Genomic DNA, 24,136 nt, shown 5'->3' with positions numbered 1-24,136 from the left:
GAAACATCATATAAACATATTATTTTGCGCAAGGCCATGATTTCGCTAGGATGATCCAGGTCGCACCCAGCGACGGCAAGAATAGTAGAAAATATCAAGGGGATGGGGATGTCGAATCGCGGAATCGCCGCCTTGTTGACCGCGGCTTTGTTGACCGGCGCGCCGGCCGTATCGGCACCGTCGCAAACATCGGCCCCGTTCCCCGAACGCGCGACAGCCTTTGCAAATCGTCCGGCGATCGCGGTCGGCACCGCCTGGTATCCCGAACAATGGCCCGAGGCGCGCTGGGACGTCGATCTCGCCATGATGAAGGCGACCGGGTTCAACACTGTGCGCATCGGCGAGTTCGCCTGGAGCCGGATGGAGCCCGAAGAGGGCCGGTTCGATTTCGCCTGGCTCGACCGCGCGATCGCCGCAGCCGCGCGGCATGGAATGATGGTGGTGCTTGGCACGCCGACCGCAGCGCCGCCGGCTTGGCTGACCCAGAAATACCCCGATGTCCTGCGCGTCGACGAGGACGGCGTGCGCGCCGGCCACGGAGGGCGGCGCCAGTTTTCCTTCGCCAGCAAGCGCTATCGCGACTTCTCCCGGCAGATCGCGACCGAGATGGCCAAACACTATGGCCACAATCCAGCGGTGGTCGGCTGGCAGATCGACAATGAGATCGGCCCGCCCTCGTTCGACGACGAAGCGGTGGTCGCGTGGCACGCTTTCCTCAAGACGCGTTATGGTACGGTCGACGTGCTCAACCGGCGCTGGGCGACCCAATATTGGAGCCAATATTACAACGATTTCGACCAGGTGCCGCTCCACGCCACCGGCCAGCAGAACCCGGCGCTGCTGCTAGACTTCAAGCATTTCGCCACCGCGACCTGGATCGATTACGTCCAGAACCAGGTGCAGGCAATCCGTCCGCTGATCGATCCGCGGATGTTCGTCACCACCAACACGATGTTCTGGAATGCGGGCTTCGACCATTTCGCGATGCATCGCGGCCTCGATATCGCGGCATGGGACAATTACATTCCCGACGGGCGGCCCGATTGGGTAGCGAACGGCGCCAATCACGACCTCGTCCGTGGGTACAAGCAACGCAATTTTTGGCTGATGGAAACGCAGCCTGGGCGCGTCGACTGGGTCCCGATCAACCGCGCACTCGATCCCGGCCAGGTACGCGAGATGGCATGGCAGGCGGTGGCGCATGGCGCCGATGCCGTACTTTATTGGCAATGGCGTCCGGCCGCGAACGGGCAGGAAACCTATCATGGCGCGATCCTGGGGCAGGACGGCGAGCCCAACCCGATCCAGCCCGAAATCGCGAAGACGGTCGGCGAACTGACCAAGGCCGCGTCCCTGCTCGCCGATACCCAGCCCGTCGCGAGCGTCGCGATGATCTTTTCTTATGACAGCCGCTGGGCGATCGACCTGCAGCGGCTCCACCGCGACTTCGATCCGGTCAAGGCCTTCACCGATTTCTACCGGCCGTTGCGGATCCAATCGCAGGGTGTGGCGATCATGCCGGCGGAGGCTGACCTGTCGCACTATCCATTGGTCGTCGCGCCCAATCTCAATGTGCTGACCGAGGATCAGGCCAAGGCGCTCGAACGCTATGTCCGCGACGGCGGGCATCTCGTGCTCGGCCCACGCTCGGGGATGAAGGACGAGGCCGACGCCTTGTGGCCGCAACGCCAGCCCGGGCCGCTGGTCGATCTGCTCGGCGCGCGCGTGGAGCAATTCTATGCGCTGGACCAGGCCGTCGGCATTGCCGGAAGTATCGACGGGAACGCCTCAATCTGGGCGGAAGCGCTGACGCCGATCGCGCCCGACGTCCGGACGCTCGCTACCTACCGTGATGCCGGCGGCTGGCTCGACGGCAAGCCGGCGATCGTCACGCGCGCCGTCGGCCGCGGCAGCATCACCTATGTTGGCGCCTGGCTCGACACCGCGACGATGGCGAAGCTTGCCGCCAACCTGCTCAGCGATGCCAGGATCGCACCGATCATCGCGGTCGCCGATCCCGATCTCGAGATTGCCGAGCGCGCCGGCGCGGGCAAGCGCCTGCTGATCGTCATCAATCATGGCAATGTCGCGCATCCGGTCGCCCTGCCTGCCGGCGCCTCTCCAGTCGGAGGTGACTGGGCCGAAGGCCGGATCGCCGCGCATGGCGTGGCCCTGTTCGAACTCGCTCGCGGAGGAAAATGATGAACCGTCGCCTCACCTGCGCCTTGCCGCTGATCGGCCTGCTCGCCGTCGCCGCTGCCGGAACGCCTGAGCGCTGGGTGCCCGGTTGGGCCGCGCCGCCGATCGGCTACGAACCCAAGATCAAGGAAGCGCTCGGCCGTCCGTTCAAGGACGAGAGCGTCCGGCAGGATCTCCGCGCCGGCATCGCCGGCCGGGCGATCCGCGTGCGCTTCTCGAACGAGCTATCGGATGAGCCTTTGCGTGTCGGCGCGGCGTCGATCGTACGGCTCGATGCGCAGGACAAACCGATCGCCGGCAGCTTGCGCTCGCTGACCTTCTCGGGCGCCACCGACACGGTCATCCCGGTGCGCGCACCCATGCTGTCCGATCCGATCGCCTATCCGGTCGCGGCCGGGGAACGGCTGGCCATCACGGTCTATTATCCGGAGGAAGCGGCGCCGCCGGCCCATGCCCAGATGGTCGATGTGGTCGCTGGCAACGCCACGAACTCAGTCGCGCTGACCAACCCGCAGCACGCACGTGCCCCCGGCGTGGTCAGCGGCCTGGAGGTGACCGGTACGGCCGCAACACGCGTGCTCGTCACGTTCGGCGATTCGATCACCGAGGGCGCCGGTGCATCCAAGGCAATGAGCTGGCCCGATCAGCTCGGCCGGCTGCTCGCTGCAAATCCGCGCGGACGCTGCTGGGCGATCGCCAATGAAGGGATTAGCGGCAATCGTCTGCTCAGCATGGGGCGCGGACCGGACGCCTTGTCGCGCTTCGACCGCGACGTGCTCGCGGTGCCCAACGCTACCCATGTCGTGATCCTTGAAGGCATCAACGATATCGGCAAGGTGCGCGACCCCAAGGACTGGCAGCCTCCCGCCGCCAACCTGATCGCGGCCTATGAGCAGATGCTGGCGCGGGCAAAGGCGCGTGGGCTCAAGGTGATCATCGGGACGCTGCTGCCATATGAGGGCGCCGCCTATGCCGACGCGGCAGGCGAGCAACGGCGCGAGACGGTCAATGCGTGGATCCGGGCGAATGCCAAGAGGTTCGATGGCGTGATCGACTTCGACGCGGCGATGGGCGAGCCCGGCAAGCCGACCGTGATGCGGCTGGCGGAGCAGATCGGGGATCATCTGCATCCGAACGATGCCGGCTATGCGCGGATGGCGAAGACGGCGCTGCCGGTGATTGTGGCGCAGGGTTGCCGGTAGACACGCGGGCGTCCATTTCTTCGTCACCCCGGCCTTGTGCCGGGGTCCGCTGCTCCACAACCGAGCTGAGGCGTTGTTGCGCGGTGGATGCCGGGACGAGCCCGGCATGACGACCAGCTAGGGACACAAGCTGCCGCGTTTGAGGCCATAGAGGTCGGCTTCAACGTTCGACGCGGATCAGATAGCTCGTCGTCGCCGGATTGCCGATCGGGATCTCCCAGCCGGGCTCGATCATCTTGCCGGATATCTCCTTGCCGATCGGGCGCGCCGAACCGTCGAGCGGCTGCGCGAACACGCCGATCGCGCCTTCCAAATCCTTGAGCGTCACCCAGCCGGTGATCGGCTCGATCAGTGTCGGGGCGGTGCCCCACACGGTCAGGTTCGATCCGCGCTCATCCCATTTCTGGCCGGTATTCTCGACGCGGCCGGTGGTGGTCAGCAGGATGCGGTTGGAGAGATTGAGCGGCTTTCCGTCGAGCGACGACAAGGTGATCACCGCGAACCGGTTTCTGATTTGCGCCGACAGGTTGCGCGTCTCGACCTTGTTGGCCGAAATGAAGCCAACTAAGGCTTGACTGCGCGGGCTGTCGACACTGACCAGCCCGTTCTTGCCGCCGTCGGTCAGCCAGCTGAGCTCGCCGGTATCCGAGACGATCGGGTTCATGGCCCCGAGCGGCGCCGGCAGGCTGGGTTTGCAGTCGAGGCACGATACGCGCGAGCCGTGGACCAGCGGGATGCGGACGTCGAAGCCGGGCGTGTAATAGGGCATCGCCGCGCGCGTCAGCCGCGCCGCCTCGCGGATCTGATCGGTCGAATAAGAGCGCGTCAGCATCGTCTTCGCCGCCGACACATCGCCGCGCAGGAAGATCATCGCGCCGACCGGCATCTGCGCCATCTTCACCGGATCGAGCGTCATGTCGAAATGGTCGGTGATCATCGGCGTCCACTCGCCCGCGACCTTGGTCTCGAACGTGTAGAAGAACACCGCATCCCAATCCTGCAGCGACGCATAGGAGGCCAGGATCGGGACCATCTCCGCGCCATAATCGGTCGGGAACGGCTCGTTGACCTCGCTGACCGTGAACGGTTTGCCCGCGACCGCGCTGCGCGCCAGCTTTAGGATGGTCGAGAGCTCGGGCGAATTGACCATCGGCTCGTTCCGCTGGCCGTAGATCGCCGGGTGCTGCCAATAGACATGCGCGTCGACGATGTCGGACTTGATCAGCGTGCGCAGCAGCGGCTGGTTGGCCATGAAATAGGTGTGATCGGCCATCGGGATGATCGGCACCTTCACCCCGACCTCATCCTTCAGGAACCGCTTCATCTCGTCGTGGAAGCCGATTTCGACCGAGGTCAGGAAGGCGATCTCGGCATCGAGCCGTAGGTGAGGCGCATCGGGATGATCGCCGCGGCGCATGAAAGGCACAGGCTGGTCGGAGGGGATGCCCGCCATGCGGTGCAGTTCGGCGACCTGAGCGGGCGTGCGATTCTTCGCCAGCCAGTCGTTGTACATCCTGACCAGCAACGCCTCGTAATGCGGCGTCATGTCGAGCTGATAGTTGAGCCCGTCCTTGGTCCGCTCGCCGCGCAACCAGTTGCGCGCCCAGAATTCGAGCAGCGAATTCTCGTTGACCACCTCGACCAGCGCCACCGCCGGATCGTCGGCATAACGCAGCCCCGTATAGGCGTTGCGGTGACCGAGCAGCTGCTTGGCGTAATCCTTTTGCAGCGCGACCAGCTCGGGCCCGAAATAGGTGAAGCCCTTGGCATTGTTGATCAGGTCGACATCGGGGACATTGTCGCCGGGTTTGAACACCCGCCCGACGTTCAGATTGAAGTCGGCATAGATGCCGTTCTTCTTGAGTTGGGCGATCCAGTAATCGAGGCGATCGAGCTGCTCGGGATTGAAATGCTGGCTATCGGGCAGGTCGCCGCGGATCAGTCCGCGCGGCGGATGGGTGAATGGCCCTGCGGTTGTCGAGATGCCGGCGCCTTCGTTGCGGATCGGGAAAGCTGTGTCGGGCCGGTCGAGGAAATGCAGCCGCACGCAATTGACGCCGAGCCGCGCCAATGCCGCAGCATAAGTCTCCGCCGCCTTGTGATCGGGAAGCTCGGCCGATCCCTTGGCCCAGCCGGTCATATTGAAACCCCAACACCGGAATCGCTTGCCGTCGCCGCGATAGAGATGCCCATCCTGGACGCGGATGAAGCCGTGGCTGCCGGCCGGACCGTCGTGCACGAAGCGCGCATCGGCCGCCGAATCGACGCGCACTTCGTGATCGATGGTGAAGGGCTGGAGCGCCGGCATATCCGACTGCGCACCCACCGCACTCGCGCCCAGCAATGCCGTGGCGATCGCCGCCCAACGGCTCCAGCGCACCACTCGCCGGTACTTTTTCATCACGTCCCCTGCTCTTCGGTATCGAATGCGGCACCGGCCCCGTGCCGGCAGCCGTCAGTACGGGATCAATGCGTCCGGATGCGTAGCGCGTAGGGGTATGACCCATCCGCCACCGGCGGCAGGCTGACCTTCAATCCTTCCGGCGTCTGCTGCCAGCTGATCTTGCCGCCATCGAGCAATTCGATGCTCTTGATCGGCGCATCGAGATAGGGCGTACCGGCATAGAGCGTCTTGATCAGCACCGCGCCGTCCTTGGGCCGTGCCAAGCCGAGCGCGTAGACAGCATTGCCCTTGGTGGTGAAGCGGATGTCGGCCGGCGTGAAGCCCTTGATCGCCGACTGCTCGACCTGACCGCCGACGCGGGTCTGGCCCGATTTGGTCGGGCCTTCGCCGAAATATTTGAACGGCCGCGTGCCGTAAATCGCCTCGCCATTGACCTTGAGCCAGCCGCCCATGCCCTTGAGCACCGAGACGATCTCGTCGGGGATCGTGCCGTCCGACTTCGGTCCGACATTGAGCAGCAGATTGCCGTTCTTGCTGACGATGTCGATCAGGTCGGCGATCAAGGATTGCGGGGTGCGATACGTGTCGTTCTTCGCATAGCCCCAACTCTTGAGGCTGACCGAGGTGTCCGATTGCCAAGGCGTCAACCGAAGCTGGTCGGTCTTGCCGCGTTCCATGTCGAACATGGCGCTGCCCTCGGCAAACTGGCCGCCCTTATAGGCGATGATCCCCGGCGCGCCCCAGCTCGCGCTGCGATTGTAATAATAGGCCGCGGTGTCGCGCATCCGCGATTCGAACATCGGCGCGGCGGTCCACCAGTCGAAATAGATCAATTCGGGATGGTATTTGTCGATCAGCTCCGACGTGCGCCCCATCCAGTCGTCCGTGAACGCCTTGCTCGGCGGCAACCATTCCTGGAGCTGATTGCCGTCTGGCCAATTGGTCGGCCCGTCCGCGGGGAGGCCCATCGGCGCGGCAGGGCCATAGAGGCCGGCATATTTCGGATCGTTCACGTCGGAATCGAACGTGCGGCCCATATAATACCACCACCAATGTTCGGCGCGGTGCGAGGACAGGCCGAAATGCATGCCCTTGGCACGCGCCGCCTTGGCGATCAGGCCGACGACGTCACGGTGCGGGCCCATCTCGGCCGCGTCCCATTCGGTCAGGTCGGACTGGTACATCGCGAAACCGTCGCAATGTTCGGCGACCGGGACGACGTAGCGTGCCCCCGCCTCGGAGAAGAGCTGGACCCAGGCGGCGGGATCGAACTTCTCCGCCTTGAACATCGGGATGAAGTCCTTGTAGCCGAACTTCGATTGCGGGCCGTAGGTCGCGACCTGGTGCTCGTAGGCAGCGTTGCCCGGCACGTACATGTTGCGCGAATACCATTCATTGGCGAAGGCTGGGACCGAATAGACGCCCCAATGGATGAAGATGCCGAACTTGGCGTCGCGAAACCAATTAGGCGTGCGGTAGCCGGCGCGAAGCGAGTCCCAATCGGACTTGAACGGCCCCTTCGCGATACCCGCTTTGACGTTGGCCAATTTGGTGGCGAGCTTCGCCTGATAGCCTGGGATTTCGGCCGACGCCGACGATGCCGCCAGGCCCAGCGCGGCACATGCCGCGGCCCCGCGCGCGATGCTCTTGAGCAACCTGGCCATCGCACTCTCTCCCGATCAAAGCGCGCGGCTCATGCCCGTCGCCAGAGTTTGGCGATCTAAATCACCGAACTTGGGACGATCAAGCTTTATTATCGTATCATACGATTAATTGATCGAGCGGACCGTTTACCATGGCTTGGATCGCGCCACCGCCAGGCCGCGCGTGTCGTTGGGCCAATTGCCGCAGACGGCGCAATAGAAGTGATAGAGCGCGCCGTCGTGATAGATCACGGCGGGCTTGTGAGCGAATTTCTCGTCGATCGACCCCGGCGCGCCGATGTCGATCACCACTTCGTCGACCTTCTTGAAGGCTGTCGGCGCGCGTCCGAGCGCGAGCATTTCGCGACACGGGCCGTCATTGGCGCGGCCGAAATAGAACATCCCCCACTCGCCGCGATGCTTCACAACGACCGGGTCGCTCGCGAAGCGCGCATCGGGGGCGCCGTTGGCGCCGTTGCGGATCAGCGGGTTGCCGGGGTGGCGCGTCCAGTTCTTGAGGTCCTTCGACGTGGCAACCCCGGTCTGCTCGAACCACGGCGTGCCCGTCGTCTTGGCATTGTAGTAGAGGTAGAAGGTGTCGCCTTCCTTGATGAGATAAGGCTTGTAGAGCCCGCCGCGTTCCCACTCCGCGCCGTCTTCCGGCCGCAGGATCACCGGGCCGCATTGCCAGTGAATGAAGTCGTCGCTCCAGGCGAGCCCGATCACCGCCGCGCCCTGCTCATAGCCTGCGCCGGGATAGGCGTGCCAGGCCGCGAGATACCGCCCGCCGATCTTGACCAGCCGTGCGGGCGACTGGAGTTCGTTTTCGCGCAGGATCGAGGCGCAGGCGACATTGTAACGGGTGACCGGGTCGTTGGGATCGCGCGCCAGGATTATGCCCTTGCGCGTCCAGTGCAGCAGGTCGGTCGACTCGCAGATCCCGGTCTGATAGCCCTGCCCGTCGAACCCGACATAGGTCAGATAGAATTTGCCATTGGCCGAGAAGACGAATGGACAATCGACCGATTTAGCGTCGAAATCGCCGGCAACGCCCGAGCCCCCCAGGATCAGCTTCGGATATTTGTACGGCGTGCGATAATCGGCGACCGGGTCGGTAGCGGTGCGCGCGAAGGCGGGAAGCGTCAGCGCGCCGGCAGCGCCCGCCGCCATACCGAGAATGCCACGGCGATCGAACTTGGCGCTTTCCATCATCCTGCTCCTGCATCGTGGCCGCGATCCGGCCGTGCAAGAATCACGGTATCGCCCCGCTGGCCGACGACCAAGCAAATTAATCATACGAATTGTGTTTTGTGGCGGCTCGCGCGGTTGCTTTATGCGCCATCGGCGTCATAGTCCGCGGGGGACAAGAACATGGGGACACGCGCTATTAAATTCCGGACCTCGGTCGATGTCTGACCGCGAGTTTCCCTATCAGGGCCGAGCCCGCGCCGCCTCGCGCAAGCCGGCAAGCCCGATGGAAGCCGAGATCAGCTTCCACAAATTCAACCGCAAGGCGCGATCGAACCACGACCAGGTCGCCCGCGCCTTGGGTATCGAGATCATGTCGGGCGTCTATCCGCCGGGCACGAGACTGCCCCACGAGGCCGATGTGCTCGAGCGGTTCGGAATCTCGCGCACCGTGCTGCGCGAGGCGCTGAAGACGCTGACCGCCAAGGGCCTGATCGCTTCCAAGTCGCGGGTCGGTACCAAAGTGCTCGACGCCACGCATTGGAACCTGTTCGACGCCGATGTGCTGTCGTGGAAGGTGGCGCAGGGATTCGACGAGAAGCTGAGCAACGACCTGGCCGAGATACGGCGGGCGATCGAGCCGCGCGCCGCCGCGCTGGCGGCGGAGCATGCCGATCGCGACATCATCGCTCAGCTGCGCCGCTGTATTGCCGACATGCGCGCCGCGACCGACAGCCGGCGGCAGTTCGCCGAAGCCGACCTGGAGTTCCACCGCGCGATCGGGGCCGCATCGGGCAACATGCTGATGCGCGCGCTGTCGGCGGTGATCGAGACGGCTCTGGTCGAGTCCTTCACCTTGAGTTCGCCGGTCCGCAATCTCGCCCAGCACGAGACGGTAGTGCGCAAGCACGAACTGATCGTCGACGCGATCGAAGCGCGCGATCCCCATTCCGCCGCGGTGGCGATGGACGCCGTGATCGTCCGCGGCGTCGGAGGCGTGGATGGTGGGCTGGTGACTTGATCTGGCAACTCCCCTCCCTGCCAGGGAGGGGAAACGGCTCAACCTCAGATGCTCCAACCGCCGTCGATGATCTGCACCTGTCCGGTCGTGTAGGTCGCTCCAGCCAGATAGACGACCAGATCGGCGATCTCCTCGGGCGAACCGATCCGGCCGATCGGCTGGCGTGCGATGAAGGCGGCGCGCGCGCCGTCATAATCGCCACCGGCGGACAGGCGATCCTGCAAGGACGGCGTCTCGACCGTTCCCGGACAAATCGCAGTGACGCGGATGTTGCTGCCGACGAAATCGGCGGCGATCGACTTGGTAAGCCCGACCACCGCTGCCTTCGTCACCGAATAAGCGAAGCGATTGGGCACCCCTTTCACGCTCGACGCCACCGACGACATGTTGATGATCGCGCCGCCCCCGCGCTCGACCATGCCCGGCAAAACCGCCTGGCAGGTCCGGGTCATCGCGACGACATTGAGCCGCCACGCAAAATCGAGATCGGCATCGCTCGTCTCGAGTACGTTTCCGCCATGGACAACCCCCGCGCAATTGAACAGCACGTCGATCGTCTCGTCGCCGAGCGCGGCGACCGCTTCGGGGTCGAGCACGTCGAGCCGACGCGTCTCGATCCGCTCGCCAGCCAAGCCCTCCAGCCCCGCTTCGTTGACGTCGGTCGCAATGACACGCGCTCCGGCGGCGGCGAGTGCCAACACCGAGGCGCGTCCAATGCCTTGTGCAGCGGCGGTGACGAGGGCGGTCTTTCCGGTCAGGTCGATCAACGTCTTGGTCCTCAAGGTTGGGGGATTGGCGTGCCGGGCACGTTGCCCGCGCTATAACAGGCTTCGACCAGCGCCATAGTGCGCCAGGCGTCATCGACGCGCGTCGCGAGTACCGTGTCCTCGCCCGCGGCGAAGCGCTGGAGATTGGCCATGGGGCCGATGAACGCGTCGGGAAACCAGGCGCCGGCAAGCGCGACTTGCTCCCAAGGTCCGCCACGCGGCGCCAGCCAGAGTTCGTCGGGTTCGCCTGCCGGATAATCGAGCAACACGCCCAACTTGGCCTGCGCCGCGCCGTCGGTACCCTCGACCCGGAAGCTCGCTTCCTGGTGGCGGCGGCCGAAATCGTGATGGTGGTTGATCGACAGCACCACCCGGAGCTTGTCGCCATAATCGAGCAGGATCGACGTGCGCGTGTCGGCAAGCTCGCTCGACGGATGGCCGAAGCTGCGCGCAAACACGCCGCGTGGATCGCCGACCAAGGCACGGATCGTGTCGAGATAATGGATCGAATGGCTGACGATCTCGACCCGCGGATTGGGCTTGAGGTGCGGGAACAGATGCCAGGGGGTGACGAGGTTGATGCGCACCTCAACCTCGACGAGTTCGCCCAGCCGGCCTTGCCTGATCGCGTCGGCAATCGCGAGCATCATCGCCGAATAACGCAGTTGGAAATTGACCGAGGCGGTCAGCCCGCGCGCCTGCGCCATATCGCGAATGGCGGTCGCTTCTGCGAGGTCGAGCCCCATCGGCTTCTGCAGCAGCACCGCGGCCCCTTTGGGCAGCGCTTCGAGGATCGCACGATGCGCGACCGGGGGTGCGGCGACGTCGAATACCGCATCGGCCCCTGCCGCTTCCTCGATCGAGGCGAAAACGTGCGGCACGTCCCATTGCGCGGCGAGCGCCCTAGCGCGATCCTGGTCGAGATCGAACAATCCAACGACCTCGAATCCCGCCTTGCGATGGGCGGGCAGATGCGCGTCGGCGACGATGCCGCCGGTCCCGATGATCACGATCGGCCGCGGCTTCGACGGCATCGGCCATTGCTGCTGGAGCGCAGTCATGGCGTCGCCCTCGCCTGTGCCTCGGCGAGCAGGTCGGCGGTCGTGCGGTCGGTCGTCACCGCCGCCGTCATCAGGTCGTCGACGATATGGCTGATCCGCGCCAGATCGGCCGTCAGCGGCATCTCGCGCGCATGTTCGTGGAGCCATTCGAGCTTGTGGTAATAGGGCATAAGCGCATTGATCTCAGTATCGGTCCAGGTCGAGCGCCGCACCCCGATCGCGCCTTCGGTCGTGGTCAGCCGATCCATCGGCGCGGTCGCGCAATGGCGCAGGAAATCCCAGGCGAGTTGCTTGTTCGCCGAACCCGATCCGATTGCGAGCACCCAGAAGACGTTGAGCGAGACGCTGCGCCCGCCCGGCCCCGCCGGCAGCGGTGCGACATCGACCAGCCCGCGCACCTTGCTGTCCGCGGCGGTGTCGGCATAGGCCGCGAAGCCGAACCAGTTCGCCATCAGCGCAACCTTGCCCTCGGCGAACAGCCCGCCCGATTGGACGCTGTCGAGCGACCTGCAGTCCGGCGCGATCGCCTGTTGGTCGGTTGCCAGCGTTCGCAGGAAGTCGAGCGCGGCATGCGCGACCGCCGAGGTGAAATCCGGCCGGCCCGCAGCGTCGAAAACTTCGCCGCCGCGCGACCAGATGTGAATGCAGAAATCGTAGAAACTGTTGTGCCCGTCGGGAAACAACGCCAGCACGGTGCCGTAGCGCCCGCTGGCGGGATCGTGGTGCCGCCGCGCGAGAGCGTGAAACTCCTCCCACGTTACCGGAGGTTTGGCGATCAAGTCCTTGCGATAGATCAGGCATTCCGGACCGTCGTGATAGGGCATTGCCCAAAAGCCGCCATCGAACCGCTGCAGCCCTGTCAGCGACGGGCTCCAGGCGTTGGGGAAGTCCGCGATCGGCGCGCGTGCCATGTGCGGCGTCAGATCCTCGAGCAGACCATCGGCGACCGCCTCGGCCAGCCAATCGGTGTTGAGGAAGGCGATGTCCCATGCGCCGGTCGCGAGCCCGCGCTCCGCGATCGCGCTTTCGTGCAGCGGATTGAGGTCCATCGCCACTGCTTCGAGCTCGGCTTCGACGCCATGACTGCGCGTGAAATCGGCGAATTGCGCGGCAATCGCGCTTTCGAACGGTCCAAAGCGGCGTACCGCGATGCGGAGCTTCGTCATCAACCGGCCTCCGCCACGGCCGGCGCTTGGGGTGCCGTGTCGACCGTAGCGCGGCGCGCGCGTCGGCGATCGCCGCCGACCGTGTAGATCGCCGCTGCGGCGATCACCACCGCGCCCTCGATCAGCCCCTGATAGCTCGCTCCGAGGTCGAGCACGTTGAACCCGTTGGTCAGGGTGAACAGCAGCAGGGCACCGATGACGGTCTTGAGCACGCTGCCCGCGCCGCCCAGCAGCGACGTGCCGCCCAGGATCGCGGCAGCGATCACGGTGAGCTCGGTGCCCTGAAGCGCGGTCGGGTTGATCGCACCCAACCGGCAACCGAACAGCACGCCGGCGAACCCGGCCGCTGCGCTCGACAGGACGAAGGCGCCGAGCTTGTAGGCGTGGACGTTGATCCCCGACAGCCGCGCCGCCTCGGCGTTGCCGCCGACCGCGTAGATTCGCCTCCCGATGACGGTGAAGCGCAATACCGCCCAGACCGCGAGGGTGAACAGCGCGAGATAGACGACTGGCGCCGCGACGGTGAAATCGCGACCCGCGAGCAGCGCCAACGCGCCGACGACAATGCCCGCCAACGCGTCCAGCGGCCGCCTCTTCCATGCCGCGAGCGCCAACAGCGTCGCCGCGAACAGCAGAGCCGCCCAGAAGATCGGCACGCGCGTGCTCTCGAACGCCAGCATCTGCTGGAGCACGTCGGGGCGCTCGACCATCAGCGAACGTCCGTCGGTGAGGACCAGCACCAGCCCCCTGACCGCGGTGAGCGTGCCGAGCGTGACGATGAAGGCATTGATCCCGACGAACTGCACTACTGCACCGTTGAAGATGCCGACCGCGATCGCGGTGATGATCGCGGCGCCGGCAGCCAGAGGGAAGCCGATGCTCGGCGCCAGGCCGACCAGCACCGCGGCGGCGAGCGCGGCGACCGAGGCCACCGACAAGTCGAACGCGCCGGTGATCAGCATCACCGTCATCGCCACGCCCATGATCCCGACCAAAGACGCCTGGTAGACGATGTTGCCGAGATTTTGCGGCGACAGATAATTGGGCAGGCCCCGCGAGTGCGCGATCGCCGCGAGCAAAGCGAGCAGGATCAGCAGCGCGTAATAGACGCCCGCTTCGCGTAACCCGAAGGTCCGGCGCCAGTCGATGGATCGGGTCATGCGGCGATTTCCGTTCTGGATTGGGTTCCACTGGCGAGTTGGATCAGCCCGGCCTCGTCAATCGTCGCCGGATCGACCTCGGCCACGATCGCGCCGTCGCGCAGCACCAGGATGCGGTCGGTGACGGCGAGCAATTCCTCGAATTCCGAACTGATCAGCAAGACCGCCAATCCCTGATCGGCAAGGCGACGGATCAGCCGCAGGATATCGGTACGTGCGCCGATATCGATCCCGGCGGTCGGCTCGTCGAGCAGCAGGACGCGGGTGCGCGGGGTTAGCCATTTGGCGATCACCACCTTTTGCGCATTGCCGCCGGACAGCTCGCCGACCAAAGCGTCGGCATCGGGTGCCTTGATCGCGAGATCGTCGATCGCGGCAATCGCCGCATCGTGTTCTCGGCGCGGCGCGATCAGCCAGCCGTCATGCGGCAGAGCTATGTTCTCGGCGATCGTCATGCCGGAAATGAATCCCTGTGCGGCGCGATCTTCCGGCACCAAGGCGACGCCCGCAGCCACCGCAGCGGCCGGCTCGCGCCCTATCTGTTCGCCGCCGACCAGAACCGAGCCCCGCGCTGCCGGATCGGCACCGAAGATCGCGTGGAGCAATTCGCTACGCCCCGAGCCGAGCATGCCGGCGATGCCGACGATCTCTCCGCCGGTAGCGGAGAAACTCGTCGGCGCGAGCTTTCCGGGCGACGTCAGGTTGCGGACGTCGAGCAAGGCTTCGCCCGTCGAACGCTGTCGCTCGACCCTCTCCAGGACGGTAACGGCGCGCCCGGCGATCGCCGCCGCGATTGCCGCTTCGTCGAGATCCGCAGTCCGGGCGCCAAGGACCGCGCGGCCGTCGCGCAGCACGGTGACTTCGTCGGTCAGCGCGACGATCTCGTCGAGGAAATGCGATACGAACAGCACCGCCCGCCCCTCGCCGGCCAGGCGGCGGATGGTGCGATAGACTTGCTCGCGCTCGTCCCCGGCCAGCGATGCGGTGGGCTCGTCCATGATCAGCAAGGCAGGATCGCTCATCAGTCCTTGCGCGACCGCAACCATCTGGCGCGTACCGATGGGCAGATCGCCCACGATCGCATCGAGGTCGAACGGATCGCCCAGCGACCGCGCGACCGTCGCGGCCCGATCGCGCGCGGCGCGGTCGATGCGCCATCCGCCGGCCTGTTCGAGAAGCATGTTCTCGAGCACCGACAATGTGGGGACGAGCGGGATATGCTGATAGATCGTCGCGATACCGCCGGCGCGGGCGGCACGCGGATTGGTCCACCGCACCGTCTGGCCGCGCCACGTGATGTCGCCGCCGCTCGCCGGGATCGCTCCGGCGAGGACCTTGATCAAGGTCGATTTGCCGGCACCGTTCGCTCCAAGCAATCCATGGACGCTGCCTGTATGCACGGTCAAATCGACCCCGCGCAAGGCGGCAGTGCCGTTGGGCCAGACCTTCTCCAGCCCGTGCAATTGGAGAAGCGGTGCCTCTACCATTGCCCGACGCATTCGCCGATCGTCGCGCGAGTAACGGCGGGGATCGGATAGGTGCGGAAGCGCGGTGCGGTGTCGTTCTTGTCATGGAGCGCCGCGAACACCAGGGCGCCGAGCGCTTCGGGCTTGAAGCAGACCGTGCCGTCGACCGCGCCGGCCTTGATCGATGCGATGCCGAGCTTCGATCCGCCGACTCCGATCAGCCGCGCCTGTGAACCGCCAGCGCGGACCGCGCGCGCGCAGCCGATCATCATGTCGTCGGCCTCGTTGTAGAACAGGTCGATATCGGGGTGCGCGGCGAGGATGTTCTGGCACGCCGCCTCGCCGCCCTCACTGGTCCAGTTGCCGGGCTGCGATGCGACGACGTCATAGCGTGCCCCCGCAGTATCGAGCGCCGCGCGGAAACCCCGCGCGCGCTGCTCGACCTCGGGGAACCCGGCGGCCCCTTCGATGATCGCGATCCGCGCCGGCCGGCCGTGGGGCAGCCAGCGCAATGCCAGGCTCCCCGCCGCGCGTCCCGCCGCCACTTCATCCTGCGAGGCGAGCGCGACGAGGCCCGGATAGACGTCCTCGACCGATCGCGTCTTGGGATCGCCGACCAGCGCCGCGACCGCCGCGATCGGCACGTTCTGCGCATTGGCGCGGCGCACCCAACCCTGGGCGACGACCGAGTCGAGCGGCATCACCGCGATCCCGGCAACGTGCTGCGCGATCAGATCGTCGATATCGTTGGCCTGTTTCTGGACGTCTCCCTTGGCGTCGAGCACCACCGCGCTCGCGCCTGCGCGGTTGGCGGCGTCGCTGAATCCCTTGGCGATCGCGGCGGCGAAGGGATAGCTCAGGCCGACCGTCGACAGGCCGTATCGCGGCCCGCCTTTATTGCTGCTGGTGACAACGCCCGCCTCTGCCTGTGCCGCTTGCCGCACCCCGATCAGCGACGCCGCCGCCACCCCGGCGACAGCCATGCTCAGAGCTATCGGGATCGGGCGCAGCCGCATCGATCAGTCGGCCGGGCGGCGCGCCACGAGGTAGAGATGCTCGCACGCCAGCACGGTCTCCCCGCGCTGGTTGCGGATGTCGACCGCCTCGGTGACGACGCCATGCGATGCCCGTTTGGGATGATCGCGCTTGTCGGCGATACGCGTGATCGTCGTGATCGTGTCGCCGATATGTACCGGGCGAATGAAGCGCAGCCGGTCATAGCCGTAGGACATTGCATGCGGGTTGATCGTCGTCGCGGTCAGCCCGATGCCGATGGCGAAGACCATCGTGCCATGAGCGATGCGCTGGCCGATGTCCTGCGTCGCGCACCATTCGGCATCCATGTGGTGCGGGAAGAAGTCGCCGGTGTGGCCGGCATGGACGACGAAGTCGGTCTCGGTGATGGTGCGGCCAAACGACGTGCGCTCGCTACCGACCTCATAGTCCTCGAAATATTGCTCGACGATCATTGGCCAAACTCCCGGTCGATGGATGCGCGGTCGGCTCCGAGCCGGGGTGCCGCGCGCGGGGACGTGAGGATCGCGCCGTCGACGCGGATCGGGCAGCGGGTCAGCGTCAGCGCCGCGCCATCGGGCGAGCGCACCTGTTGCGTCGCATCGAGCGCGGCGAAAGCCGGCTCCGCCATCAGCGCCGGCCAGTCGAGGACCGGCGCGGCCCAGATTCCGGCGGGTTCGAGCAAGGCCAGCCAATCGGCCGTCGCGCGTGTCGCGAGATGGTCGCGGATCAATGCCTTGATCGCGTCGCGATCGGCGAACCAACGGTCCGGCGCGAAGTCCGCCAGCGGAGGCAGATCGATCACGTCACTCAGCCGATCGACCGGCGTCATCGCCAGCGCGAGATAGTCGTCGGCGGTAGCGTAGATGCCGTAGGGCGCGGCGAGGTAGACGTTGCCATTGGCCACGTCGCTGCGCGCCGGCATCGCGCCGCCGCGGTTGAGATATACCGAGAGATGTTCGAACTGGAGATCGATTGCGGTCTCGATCAGGCTGACGTCGACCCGCCCGCCTTTGCCGGTCACACCGCGCCGCACGAGGAGAGCCAATATGCCCTGACAGAGCTGCGCGCCTGCCATCATGTCGGTGATCGACAGCCCCGCCGGCACCGGCGCGCCGCCGGCATCGCCCGACAACCAGGCGATGCCCGACAGCGACTGGACGAGGAGATCCTGTCCGGGACGATCGCGCCAAGGCCCATCCGGACCGTAGCCGCTGACGCCGGCATAGATCAGGCGCGGATTGAGCGCGCACACCCGATCCCAACCCAGGCCGAGCCGGTCCATGATGCCGGGGCGGAAATTGTGTATCAGGACGTCGGCGCGCGCGATCAGTGCCTTCACCGCGGCGAGATCGCCCTCGTGCTTGAGGTCAGCGGTATAGCTTTGCTTGCCGCGATTGATCGCGTGGAACAGCGCGCTGTCCTGGTCAAATGCCGTTTCGGCGAGGAACAGCGACCGACTGGCATCGCCTCCGTCGGGCCGCTCTACCTTGATCACGCGCGCGCCGAGATCGCCGAGGCGCAGCGCGCAGGACGGGCCGGCGAGGAACTGACTGAAATCGAGCACGACAACGCCGTCGAGCGGCAACGCGCCGGGCGATCCATCCTCGCCTTGGTGCCGCACCGCCGCTTCCACTCGATCATCTCCCAAAAGTATGACTATATTATCTTTGTCGAACTGCTATTGGCGGCCGTATGGCAAGTCAACCGTTTCCCGAACGCGCGACGATCAAATCAATGGAGCAAGGCGCGACATGCGCGGCATGACCTGGAACCATTCACGCGGCTTCGATCCTTTGGTCGCCGCATCGGCCGAGTGGAAGGCGCTGACCGGCGAGACGATCGAGTGGGACCAGCGCTCGCTCCAGGATTTCGAAAGCTATCCGGTCGAGGATCTCGCGCGGCGCTACGACCTCATAGTGATCGACCATCCCCATGTCGGACAAGTCGCCGCCAGCGGCTGCCTGTTGCCGATCGACGAGGCGATCGACTGCTCCACACTGGGAGGGATCGCGGCCGGCTCGATCGGCGGATCGTATGAGAGCTACACCTGGGCGGGACATCAATGGGCGCTGCCGATCGACGCCGCCGCGCAAGTACAGGCATGGGTGCCGTCGCGCATCGCAGCACCGGTGACCGACTGGCGTGCGCTTGCCGCACTCGCGGCGGACGGTCGCGCCTCGCTGCCGCTCAAGCCGCCGCACAGCTTGATGAGCCTGTTCACCTTGTGCGGCCTCGCCGGCCTGACACTCGACGACGCAGGCGACGACCTCTTCCCCGCCGAGGCCGCGCACGCTTATGATCTGCTCGCGACGATCGCCGGACAGGTCGACGAGCGGGCTTATGCGATGGATCCGATCGACATGCTCGAGGCAATGGCCGATCCCGCCGGCGAACTGGCAGTGGCGCCATTGATTTACGGCTATGTCAGCTATTCGATCGACGGCTTCCGGTCGGAGACCGTCCGCTTCGCCGACATTCCGGCGCTCGACAATGGCCCCACGGGATCGACGCTCGGCGGCACCGGGATGGCGGTGTCGGCCTATGGCAGCAATCCGCCCGCCGCGGCGCGCTTCGCCGCATGGGTTGCCAACGGCAAAGCGCAGCGCGACCTGATCGCGCCGCGTGGTGGCCAGCCCGGCCATGCCGATGCCTGGGACGCGGACAGCGTCAACGCCGCGACCAACGATTTCTATCGCGCCACCCGCGCGACGCTCGACCGGGCCTGGGTGCGGCCGCGGCATGACGGGTACATGCCGTTCCAGCATGCAGCGTCCGAACGGATAAACGACGCGTTGCGCGGCGGCGAGCCCGCGGTCGAGGCGATCGCGGCGCTCAACCAGCTCTATCGAGCGAGCCGATGACCGCACCGCTCGACGGCCTCCTCGTCATCGACATGGCCCAGTTCCTGTCGGGCCCGTCGGCGGCTTTGCGCCTCGCCGATCTTGGCGCGCGCGTGATCAAGGTCGAGCGGCCCGATGGCGGGGACATCTGCCGCACCTTGTATCTCAGCGACACCGATGTCGCGGGCGATTCCACGCTATTCCATGCGATCAACCGCAACAAGCAGAGCCTTGCCGCGGATCTCAAAGACCCCCTCGACGCGCGGCGCGTTCATCGACTGATCGACCGGGCCGACGTCGTCATCCAGAATTTCCGGCCCGGCGTCGCCGAACGTCTCGGCTTCGGACCGGCGGCACTCCGCGCACGCAATCCGCGGCTGATCGTCGGCAGCATCTCCGGTTACGGCGAGGGCGGACCATGGGCCGGTTTGCCGGGCCAGGACCTGCTCGCCCAGGCCGTGTCCGGCGCGATGTGGCTGAGCGGCAGCGCGTCGGATGGACCCGTCCCTTTCGGACTGTCGGTCGCCGACATGCTCGCCGGCCATATCCTGGTCGAAGGGATATTGGCCGCGCTGGTGCGGCGCGGGATCAGCGGCGACGGCGCCACGGTCGAGACCAGCCTGCTCGAGGCGATGGTCGACCTCCAGTTCGAGGTCCTGACCACGCATCTCAACGACGGTGGCCGGCTTCCGCAGCGCGCGGCAGTCGACAACGCCCATGCCTATCTGGCGGCACCCTATGGCGTCTATCGAACGGGCGACGGTTGGCTCGCGCTGGCGATGACTCCGCTCGACCTGCTCGGACGATCACTCGACCTTCCGCTCGCGGGGCGCGATGCCTTTGCCGAGCGCGACGCGATCAAGGCGGAGATCGCGACACGGCTCGAGGACGGCACGACCGGACAATGGATCGACCGACTGCGCGCCGACGGCATCTGGTGCGCGCCGGTCGACGACTGGCCGACCTTGCTCGGGGAAGAGGCGTTCACGCGGCTCGATATGCTCCAGCGCGTCGCGCGCGGCAGCACCCCGATCACCACCACGCGCGCGCCCGTTAGCGTGGATGGCGCGCGTGTCGGCGCTTCGACAGCGGCGCCTCGGATCGGCGAGCATAGCGACGCCATCATTCGCGAATTCTCGCTCGACGACTAAGTCGCGCAAAAAGATGGGCGCGAACGGGAAGGTTCGCGCCCAGTCGGAGGTCCGGGAAGTTACCGCCGAACCTCCGCCCTGCGCGAAGGTCCGGCTCGGTGGAGATGGTCTGGTTCAGTATTTGATGCGCACGCCGACCATGAACTGACGATCGTCGATCGTGAACTGACCCGGCTGCGTCGAGACCTGGTAATATTGCTGGATCTGCGTCCGCAGGATGTTCTGCGCGTCGAACGTCAAGGTGAAGTGCTTGCCGACATCCACGTTCAGCGAGGCATCGAGCCAACCATACCCCTTGGTGTAGACTGGGAACACATAGGAGACAGTCGTTCCACCCGGCGGGGTGTAGCCACCGGCCAGGATGCTCGACAGGAAGCTCGACCGGTAATTATAGGCGACGCGCGCCGAGACGCCGTATTTCTCGTAAATGCCGGCAATGTTGAAGCTGTTCTTCGACAATTGCGTCAGTGGCGCGGTAAAACCGACGAGCGAGCTCGGTGCCTTACTATCGGCATAGGTGTAATTGGCCTGCAGGCCGAGGCCCGACAACGCACCCGGCAGGAAATCGAAGAACTGCTGATACCCAACTTCGACGCCCTTTACCGTGCCGGGATCGGAGTTGATGGGAAGCGATACCGTATAGCCGGAAACGCCGTCGATCGTCTGTCCGGGCGTGGCGCGGGTGAAGATGAAGCCCTTCACGCGCTTATAGAAGCCCGCGACGTAGAGAGAGCTCGACTTGCCGAAATACCATTCCAGCGACGCGTCGGCGTTGGTCGACGTGATCGGCGACAGGTTCGGGTTTCCGCTCGACGCCGCCAATTGACCCGGAACGACGGTAACCGCCGGCGACAGCTGGCTGAAGTCCGGCCGCGTCAGCGTTTTCGAACCCGCCAGGCGAAGCTGCAGATTATGCGTGAGGTGAATGCGAATGTTCGCGCTCGGCAACCACTTGTCGTAGGAATTGTCGACGATCACCGGCTCGACCGCCTGTGGGTCGTCCAATACGTAAGTGGTGATGTTATTGACGATGACCTTGTGCCTCTTCAGCTGGAAGCCGTTGATGCTGTCCTCCGTGCGGACCCAGCGCACGCCGACATTGCCGTCGATCACATCGCCGAAGTTGAACTTCGCCATGACGTAACCGGCGTAGCTCTTCTCGTCCGCGGCGAAGCCCGCGAGCTGATTGCTGATCGAATTGGGGTTCGGCGCGGCCAAGCCCAGTGCGCTTACCACACCGCTGAAATTATTCTTCAGGTTCGCCGGCAGCGCGTATGGATAGTTGCGCTGGAAATCCAAGCCGGAACCGACGCCGGAATAGAAATCGCCGAACTGGTTCGCGGTGAACAGCGAAGGATAGAGAGCGGGATTGGTCGCCTTGGTCTGCCCCGTATAGCGCACCGGGTTTTGCTGTGCGACGGCGCGGTCCGAGAAACGGAAGCCGACGTCGATCGCCGTCAGCGGACCTGCGTCGAACTTATATTCGCCGTCCAGGCGGCCCGCCCATTCGTGACCGACATAATGGTTTTCGTTCCGCGTCAGGCCGCCGACCGTGTAGTTCGAGATGTTCGCCAGATCGAATCCCGGCGTCGACGAGGACGGCGGATTGGTGCCTACATATTGCGTGAACACCGGCGCATGCGTCACCAGATCGAGTTCGGTGTACCAGAGGTCGCTCTTCGACTTGGTATAGCTGCCGTCGCCGGTCAGCGTGAAATTGCCGCTGGTCCACTTGCCCTTGAGCGATAGCTGCTTGTTGACGTCGCGCAGGTCACGCTCCGTGCCGCCCGCCGTGATGATCTGGTTGCTGTAGCTGGCCTGGCTGACGTCGTTGGTGCTGCCGAAATAGCTGACGCTGCCGGGAATGTACGCCGAACCTGCCGTCGGAATGTTCGCCGAATATTGCTGCTGATTGGTACGGAAGCGCTGATATTGCCCCTCCAGCGAGAATTCGAGATTGGACGCCGGGCGCCATTGCAGCGCGGCATTGGCACCGATGCGCTGGCGGTTGCCGTTGATCAGCACCTGATAATTGCCGTTCGGCGCGAAGACCGTGCGCGTGGGATCGATCTGGCTGGCCAGCCCCGGCACGCGCGGCGTCGGCGCTCCGGTCGAGTCGAGATCCTGGCGGTAGGAGCGCTCTTGATACGAAACCGCTGCCAGGACGCCGATCTCGCCGATCCCGGTCTGCCACCGGTCGGACACGAGAAGCGACGCCATCGGCTCCGACTTCTTGATGCGGTCGGCATAGACATTGCGCAGCGTGGCACTGACCGTCGCGTGGGCGAAATCGAACGGCAAATGGGTGCGTATGTCCACGGTGCCGCCCAGACCGCCTTCGATGAGGTCGGCAGTCGGCGACTTGTAGACGTCGATGCGGCCGATCAGCTCGGCGGGAAGATCCTGAAGATTGAACGTGCGGCCGCCACCGGCAGTGAAGGTCTCGCGGCCATTCAGCGTGGTCTCGACTTGAGGAAGACCGCGGATGGCGATCGACCCGCCCTCACCGACGTCACGCGAAACCTGCACGCCGGTAATGCGCTGCAATGCCTCGGTCGCGTTGTTGTCAGGCAGCTTGCCGATATCCTCGGCGACGATCGAGTCGACGATCGACGCCGCGTTGCGCTTTACGTTCTGTGCCGACTGAAGACTGGCCCGAACGCCCGTGACAACGATCTCCGCGGGGGCCGATCCATCGGCAGTTTGCGGGGCGGCGTCAGCCGCTTGCGGCGCTGCCGTTGCCGCGTCCTGCGCATGGGCAACACCGGCGGCTAGGCCAGCGATCATCGCGCCAAGCGCGACTCCGCAACGAATCTGACGAGAATAGTTCATTCCTCTCCTCCCAACGCGATCTCGGCGTATTCGCCGCATTTTGATTTGTACTACTAATTTCGTGATATTGTATGATTATATGCTTGTCAATCGCCGTTGAAGAGGGCTCGCCGAGTGGCGAATGTGATATCATCATATTGATATTTAATGATATTATGGATTTGCGCCGGGCAGGGTTGATGCAATGGACCAACCTCGTTAATTATGTCTGAGTTATTGGAGATATCCCTTGATAGACGGTTCCATGCTGATCGGTGCCGAGGCGCGCCAGGCCGACGCCCGTTTCACCTCTGTCGACCCGGCGACCGGAGAGGCGATGCAGCCCGATTTCTCCTCTGCCGGGCCCGAGGCGGTAGACGCGGCTTGCGCGCTGGCCGAGGCGGCTCTCGCAGCCTATGCGGCGACCACACCCGAAAGCCGCGGCGCGTTCCTCGATGCCGCGGCGCAGGCGATTCTCGATATCGGCGATGAATTGATCGTCCGCGCTATGCAGGAAAGCGGCCTGCCCCGCGCAAGACTTGAGGGCGAACGCGCGCGAACCGTCGGACAGCTTCGCCTGTTCGCGTCCGTCGTCCGCCAGGGCGACTGGCTCGACGCGACGATCGACCCCGCCCTTCCCGACCGTCAGCCGTTACCGCGCCCCGATCTTCGGCGGATGAATCTCCCGCTGGGCCCCGTTGCGGTATTCGGCGCGTCGAATTTCCCGCTCGCCTTTTCGGTTGCCGGCGGCGACACCGCCTCGGCATTGGCGGCGGGCTGTCCGGTCGTGGTGAAAGGCCATCCCGCGCATCCCGGCACCGGCGAACTCGTGGCGCGCGCGATCGCCGCGGCGGTGGCGTCGAGCGGCTTGCCGGGGGGCGTCTTCTCCTACCTCCCCGGCGAGACCAATGCGCTGGGCGCGGCGCTGGTCGCCGATCCGCGGATCAAGGCGGTCGGCTTCACCGGATCGCGCGGCGGCGGGCTGGCGTTGGTACGGATCGCGGCGGCACGCGCCGAGCCGATCCCGGTCTATGCCGAGA

The 24,136-nt window shown here is 65.3% G+C and carries 18 protein-coding genes; 6 read left to right on the top strand and 12 right to left on the bottom strand.

Annotated elements, in window-relative coordinates; translation table 11 throughout:
* Positions 1-108 precede the first annotated feature (108 nt).
* On the top strand, positions 109-2,202 hold the full coding sequence (locus SPR01S_RS08100) for a beta-galactosidase (protein WP_066587782.1): 2,094 nt from the start codon (positions 109-111) through the stop codon (positions 2,200-2,202).
* Entirely contained in the window at positions 2,202-3,401 is a 1,200-nt protein-coding gene (locus tag SPR01S_RS08095; protein ID WP_066587698.1) for an SGNH/GDSL hydrolase family protein, read from the top strand. The genes SPR01S_RS08100 and SPR01S_RS08095 overlap by 1 nt, the downstream gene beginning before the upstream one ends.
* A 160-nt stretch (positions 3,402-3,561) precedes the next feature.
* Here the strand turns inward: SPR01S_RS08095 and SPR01S_RS08090 are convergent, their stop codons facing one another.
* The 3 genes from SPR01S_RS08090 to SPR01S_RS08080 form a co-directional block, all read right to left on the bottom strand.
* Complete coding sequence (locus tag SPR01S_RS08090; protein WP_157082062.1) at positions 3,562-5,805, bottom strand: hypothetical protein; 2,244 nt, start codon at positions 5,803-5,805, stop codon at positions 3,562-3,564.
* A gap of 62 nt (positions 5,806-5,867) precedes the next feature.
* Positions 5,868-7,469, bottom strand: a complete 1,602-nt coding sequence (locus SPR01S_RS08085) for an alpha-L-fucosidase (protein WP_084251035.1) — start codon at positions 7,467-7,469, stop codon at positions 5,868-5,870.
* 126 nt (positions 7,470-7,595) lie between these two features.
* A complete protein-coding gene (locus SPR01S_RS08080) occupies positions 7,596-8,657 on the bottom strand; it encodes a glycoside hydrolase family protein (RefSeq protein WP_066587694.1) in 1,062 nt (353 codons plus the stop codon).
* Positions 8,658-8,856: 199 nt separating this feature from the next.
* On the opposite strand from SPR01S_RS08080, the gene SPR01S_RS08075 reads away from it, so the two are divergent.
* Positions 8,857-9,657 carry a FadR/GntR family transcriptional regulator gene (locus SPR01S_RS08075; protein WP_245661917.1) on the top strand — a complete coding sequence of 267 codons (801 nt, stop codon included), beginning with the start codon at positions 8,857-8,859 and terminating at the stop codon, positions 9,655-9,657.
* Positions 9,658-9,701: 44 nt separating this feature from the next.
* On the opposite strand, the gene SPR01S_RS08070 is transcribed toward SPR01S_RS08075, so the two are convergent.
* From SPR01S_RS08070 to SPR01S_RS08035, 8 genes are read right to left on the bottom strand one after another with little or no spacing between them, the layout of a single operon-like run.
* Positions 9,702-10,424 carry an SDR family oxidoreductase gene (locus tag SPR01S_RS08070; RefSeq protein ID WP_066587773.1) on the bottom strand — a complete coding sequence of 241 codons (723 nt, stop codon included), beginning with the start codon at positions 10,422-10,424 and terminating at the stop codon, positions 9,702-9,704.
* Between the two features lie 11 nt (positions 10,425-10,435).
* Positions 10,436-11,485, bottom strand: a complete 1,050-nt coding sequence (locus SPR01S_RS08065; protein WP_066587691.1) for a Gfo/Idh/MocA family protein — start codon at positions 11,483-11,485, stop codon at positions 10,436-10,438.
* The gene (locus SPR01S_RS08060) at positions 11,482-12,651 is read right to left on the bottom strand and encodes an extracellular solute-binding protein (protein WP_066587686.1); all 1,170 of its coding nucleotides are present in this window, start codon (positions 12,649-12,651) and stop codon (positions 11,482-11,484) included. The genes SPR01S_RS08065 and SPR01S_RS08060 overlap by 4 nt, the downstream gene beginning before the upstream one ends.
* Complete coding sequence (locus tag SPR01S_RS08055) at positions 12,651-13,811, bottom strand: ABC transporter permease (RefSeq protein WP_066587677.1); 1,161 nt, start codon at positions 13,809-13,811, stop codon at positions 12,651-12,653. The genes SPR01S_RS08060 and SPR01S_RS08055 overlap by 1 nt, the downstream gene beginning before the upstream one ends.
* On the bottom strand, positions 13,808-15,310 hold the full coding sequence (locus tag SPR01S_RS08050) for a sugar ABC transporter ATP-binding protein (RefSeq protein WP_245661916.1): 1,503 nt from the start codon (positions 15,308-15,310) through the stop codon (positions 13,808-13,810). Before SPR01S_RS08050 ends, SPR01S_RS08055 begins: the two co-directional genes overlap by 4 nt.
* Positions 15,292-16,260 carry a sugar ABC transporter substrate-binding protein gene (locus SPR01S_RS08045; RefSeq protein ID WP_245661915.1) on the bottom strand — a complete coding sequence of 323 codons (969 nt, stop codon included), beginning with the start codon at positions 16,258-16,260 and terminating at the stop codon, positions 15,292-15,294. The genes SPR01S_RS08050 and SPR01S_RS08045 overlap by 19 nt, the downstream gene beginning before the upstream one ends.
* 36 nt (positions 16,261-16,296) lie before the next feature.
* Complete coding sequence (locus tag SPR01S_RS08040; protein ID WP_066587670.1) at positions 16,297-16,746, bottom strand: MaoC family dehydratase; 450 nt, start codon at positions 16,744-16,746, stop codon at positions 16,297-16,299.
* Complete coding sequence (locus tag SPR01S_RS08035; RefSeq protein WP_245661914.1) at positions 16,743-17,915, bottom strand: CaiB/BaiF CoA transferase family protein; 1,173 nt, start codon at positions 17,913-17,915, stop codon at positions 16,743-16,745. Before SPR01S_RS08035 ends, SPR01S_RS08040 begins: the two co-directional genes overlap by 4 nt.
* 130 nt (positions 17,916-18,045) lie before the next feature.
* Here SPR01S_RS08035 and SPR01S_RS08030 point away from each other — a divergent pair, with 130 nt between their 5' ends.
* Together SPR01S_RS08030 and SPR01S_RS08025 are read left to right on the top strand one after the other, a co-directional pair.
* Positions 18,046-19,155 carry an extracellular solute-binding protein gene (locus tag SPR01S_RS08030; RefSeq protein WP_066587668.1) on the top strand — a complete coding sequence of 370 codons (1,110 nt, stop codon included), beginning with the start codon at positions 18,046-18,048 and terminating at the stop codon, positions 19,153-19,155.
* Positions 19,152-20,285, top strand: a complete 1,134-nt coding sequence (locus SPR01S_RS08025; protein ID WP_066587667.1) for a CaiB/BaiF CoA transferase family protein — start codon at positions 19,152-19,154, stop codon at positions 20,283-20,285. Before SPR01S_RS08030 ends, SPR01S_RS08025 begins: the two co-directional genes overlap by 4 nt.
* A 114-nt stretch (positions 20,286-20,399) precedes the next feature.
* On the opposite strand, the gene SPR01S_RS08020 is transcribed toward SPR01S_RS08025, so the two are convergent.
* Positions 20,400-23,117: a TonB-dependent receptor gene (locus tag SPR01S_RS08020; protein WP_066587664.1), complete on the bottom strand. Its 2,718-nt coding sequence runs from the start codon at positions 23,115-23,117 to the stop codon at positions 20,400-20,402.
* Between the two features lie 229 nt (positions 23,118-23,346).
* Here SPR01S_RS08020 and SPR01S_RS08015 point away from each other — a divergent pair.
* On the top strand, positions 23,347-24,136 hold a 790-nt coding region (locus SPR01S_RS08015), incomplete at its 3' end, for an aldehyde dehydrogenase family protein (protein WP_157082058.1).

Source organism: Sphingomonas pruni NBRC 15498 (genome assembly GCF_001598455.1).
Lineage (GTDB): Bacteria > Pseudomonadota > Alphaproteobacteria > Sphingomonadales > Sphingomonadaceae > Sphingomonas > Sphingomonas pruni.
The sequence above is the reverse complement of the archived record's forward strand: the minus strand, read 5'-3'. Positions and strand labels throughout refer to the sequence as shown.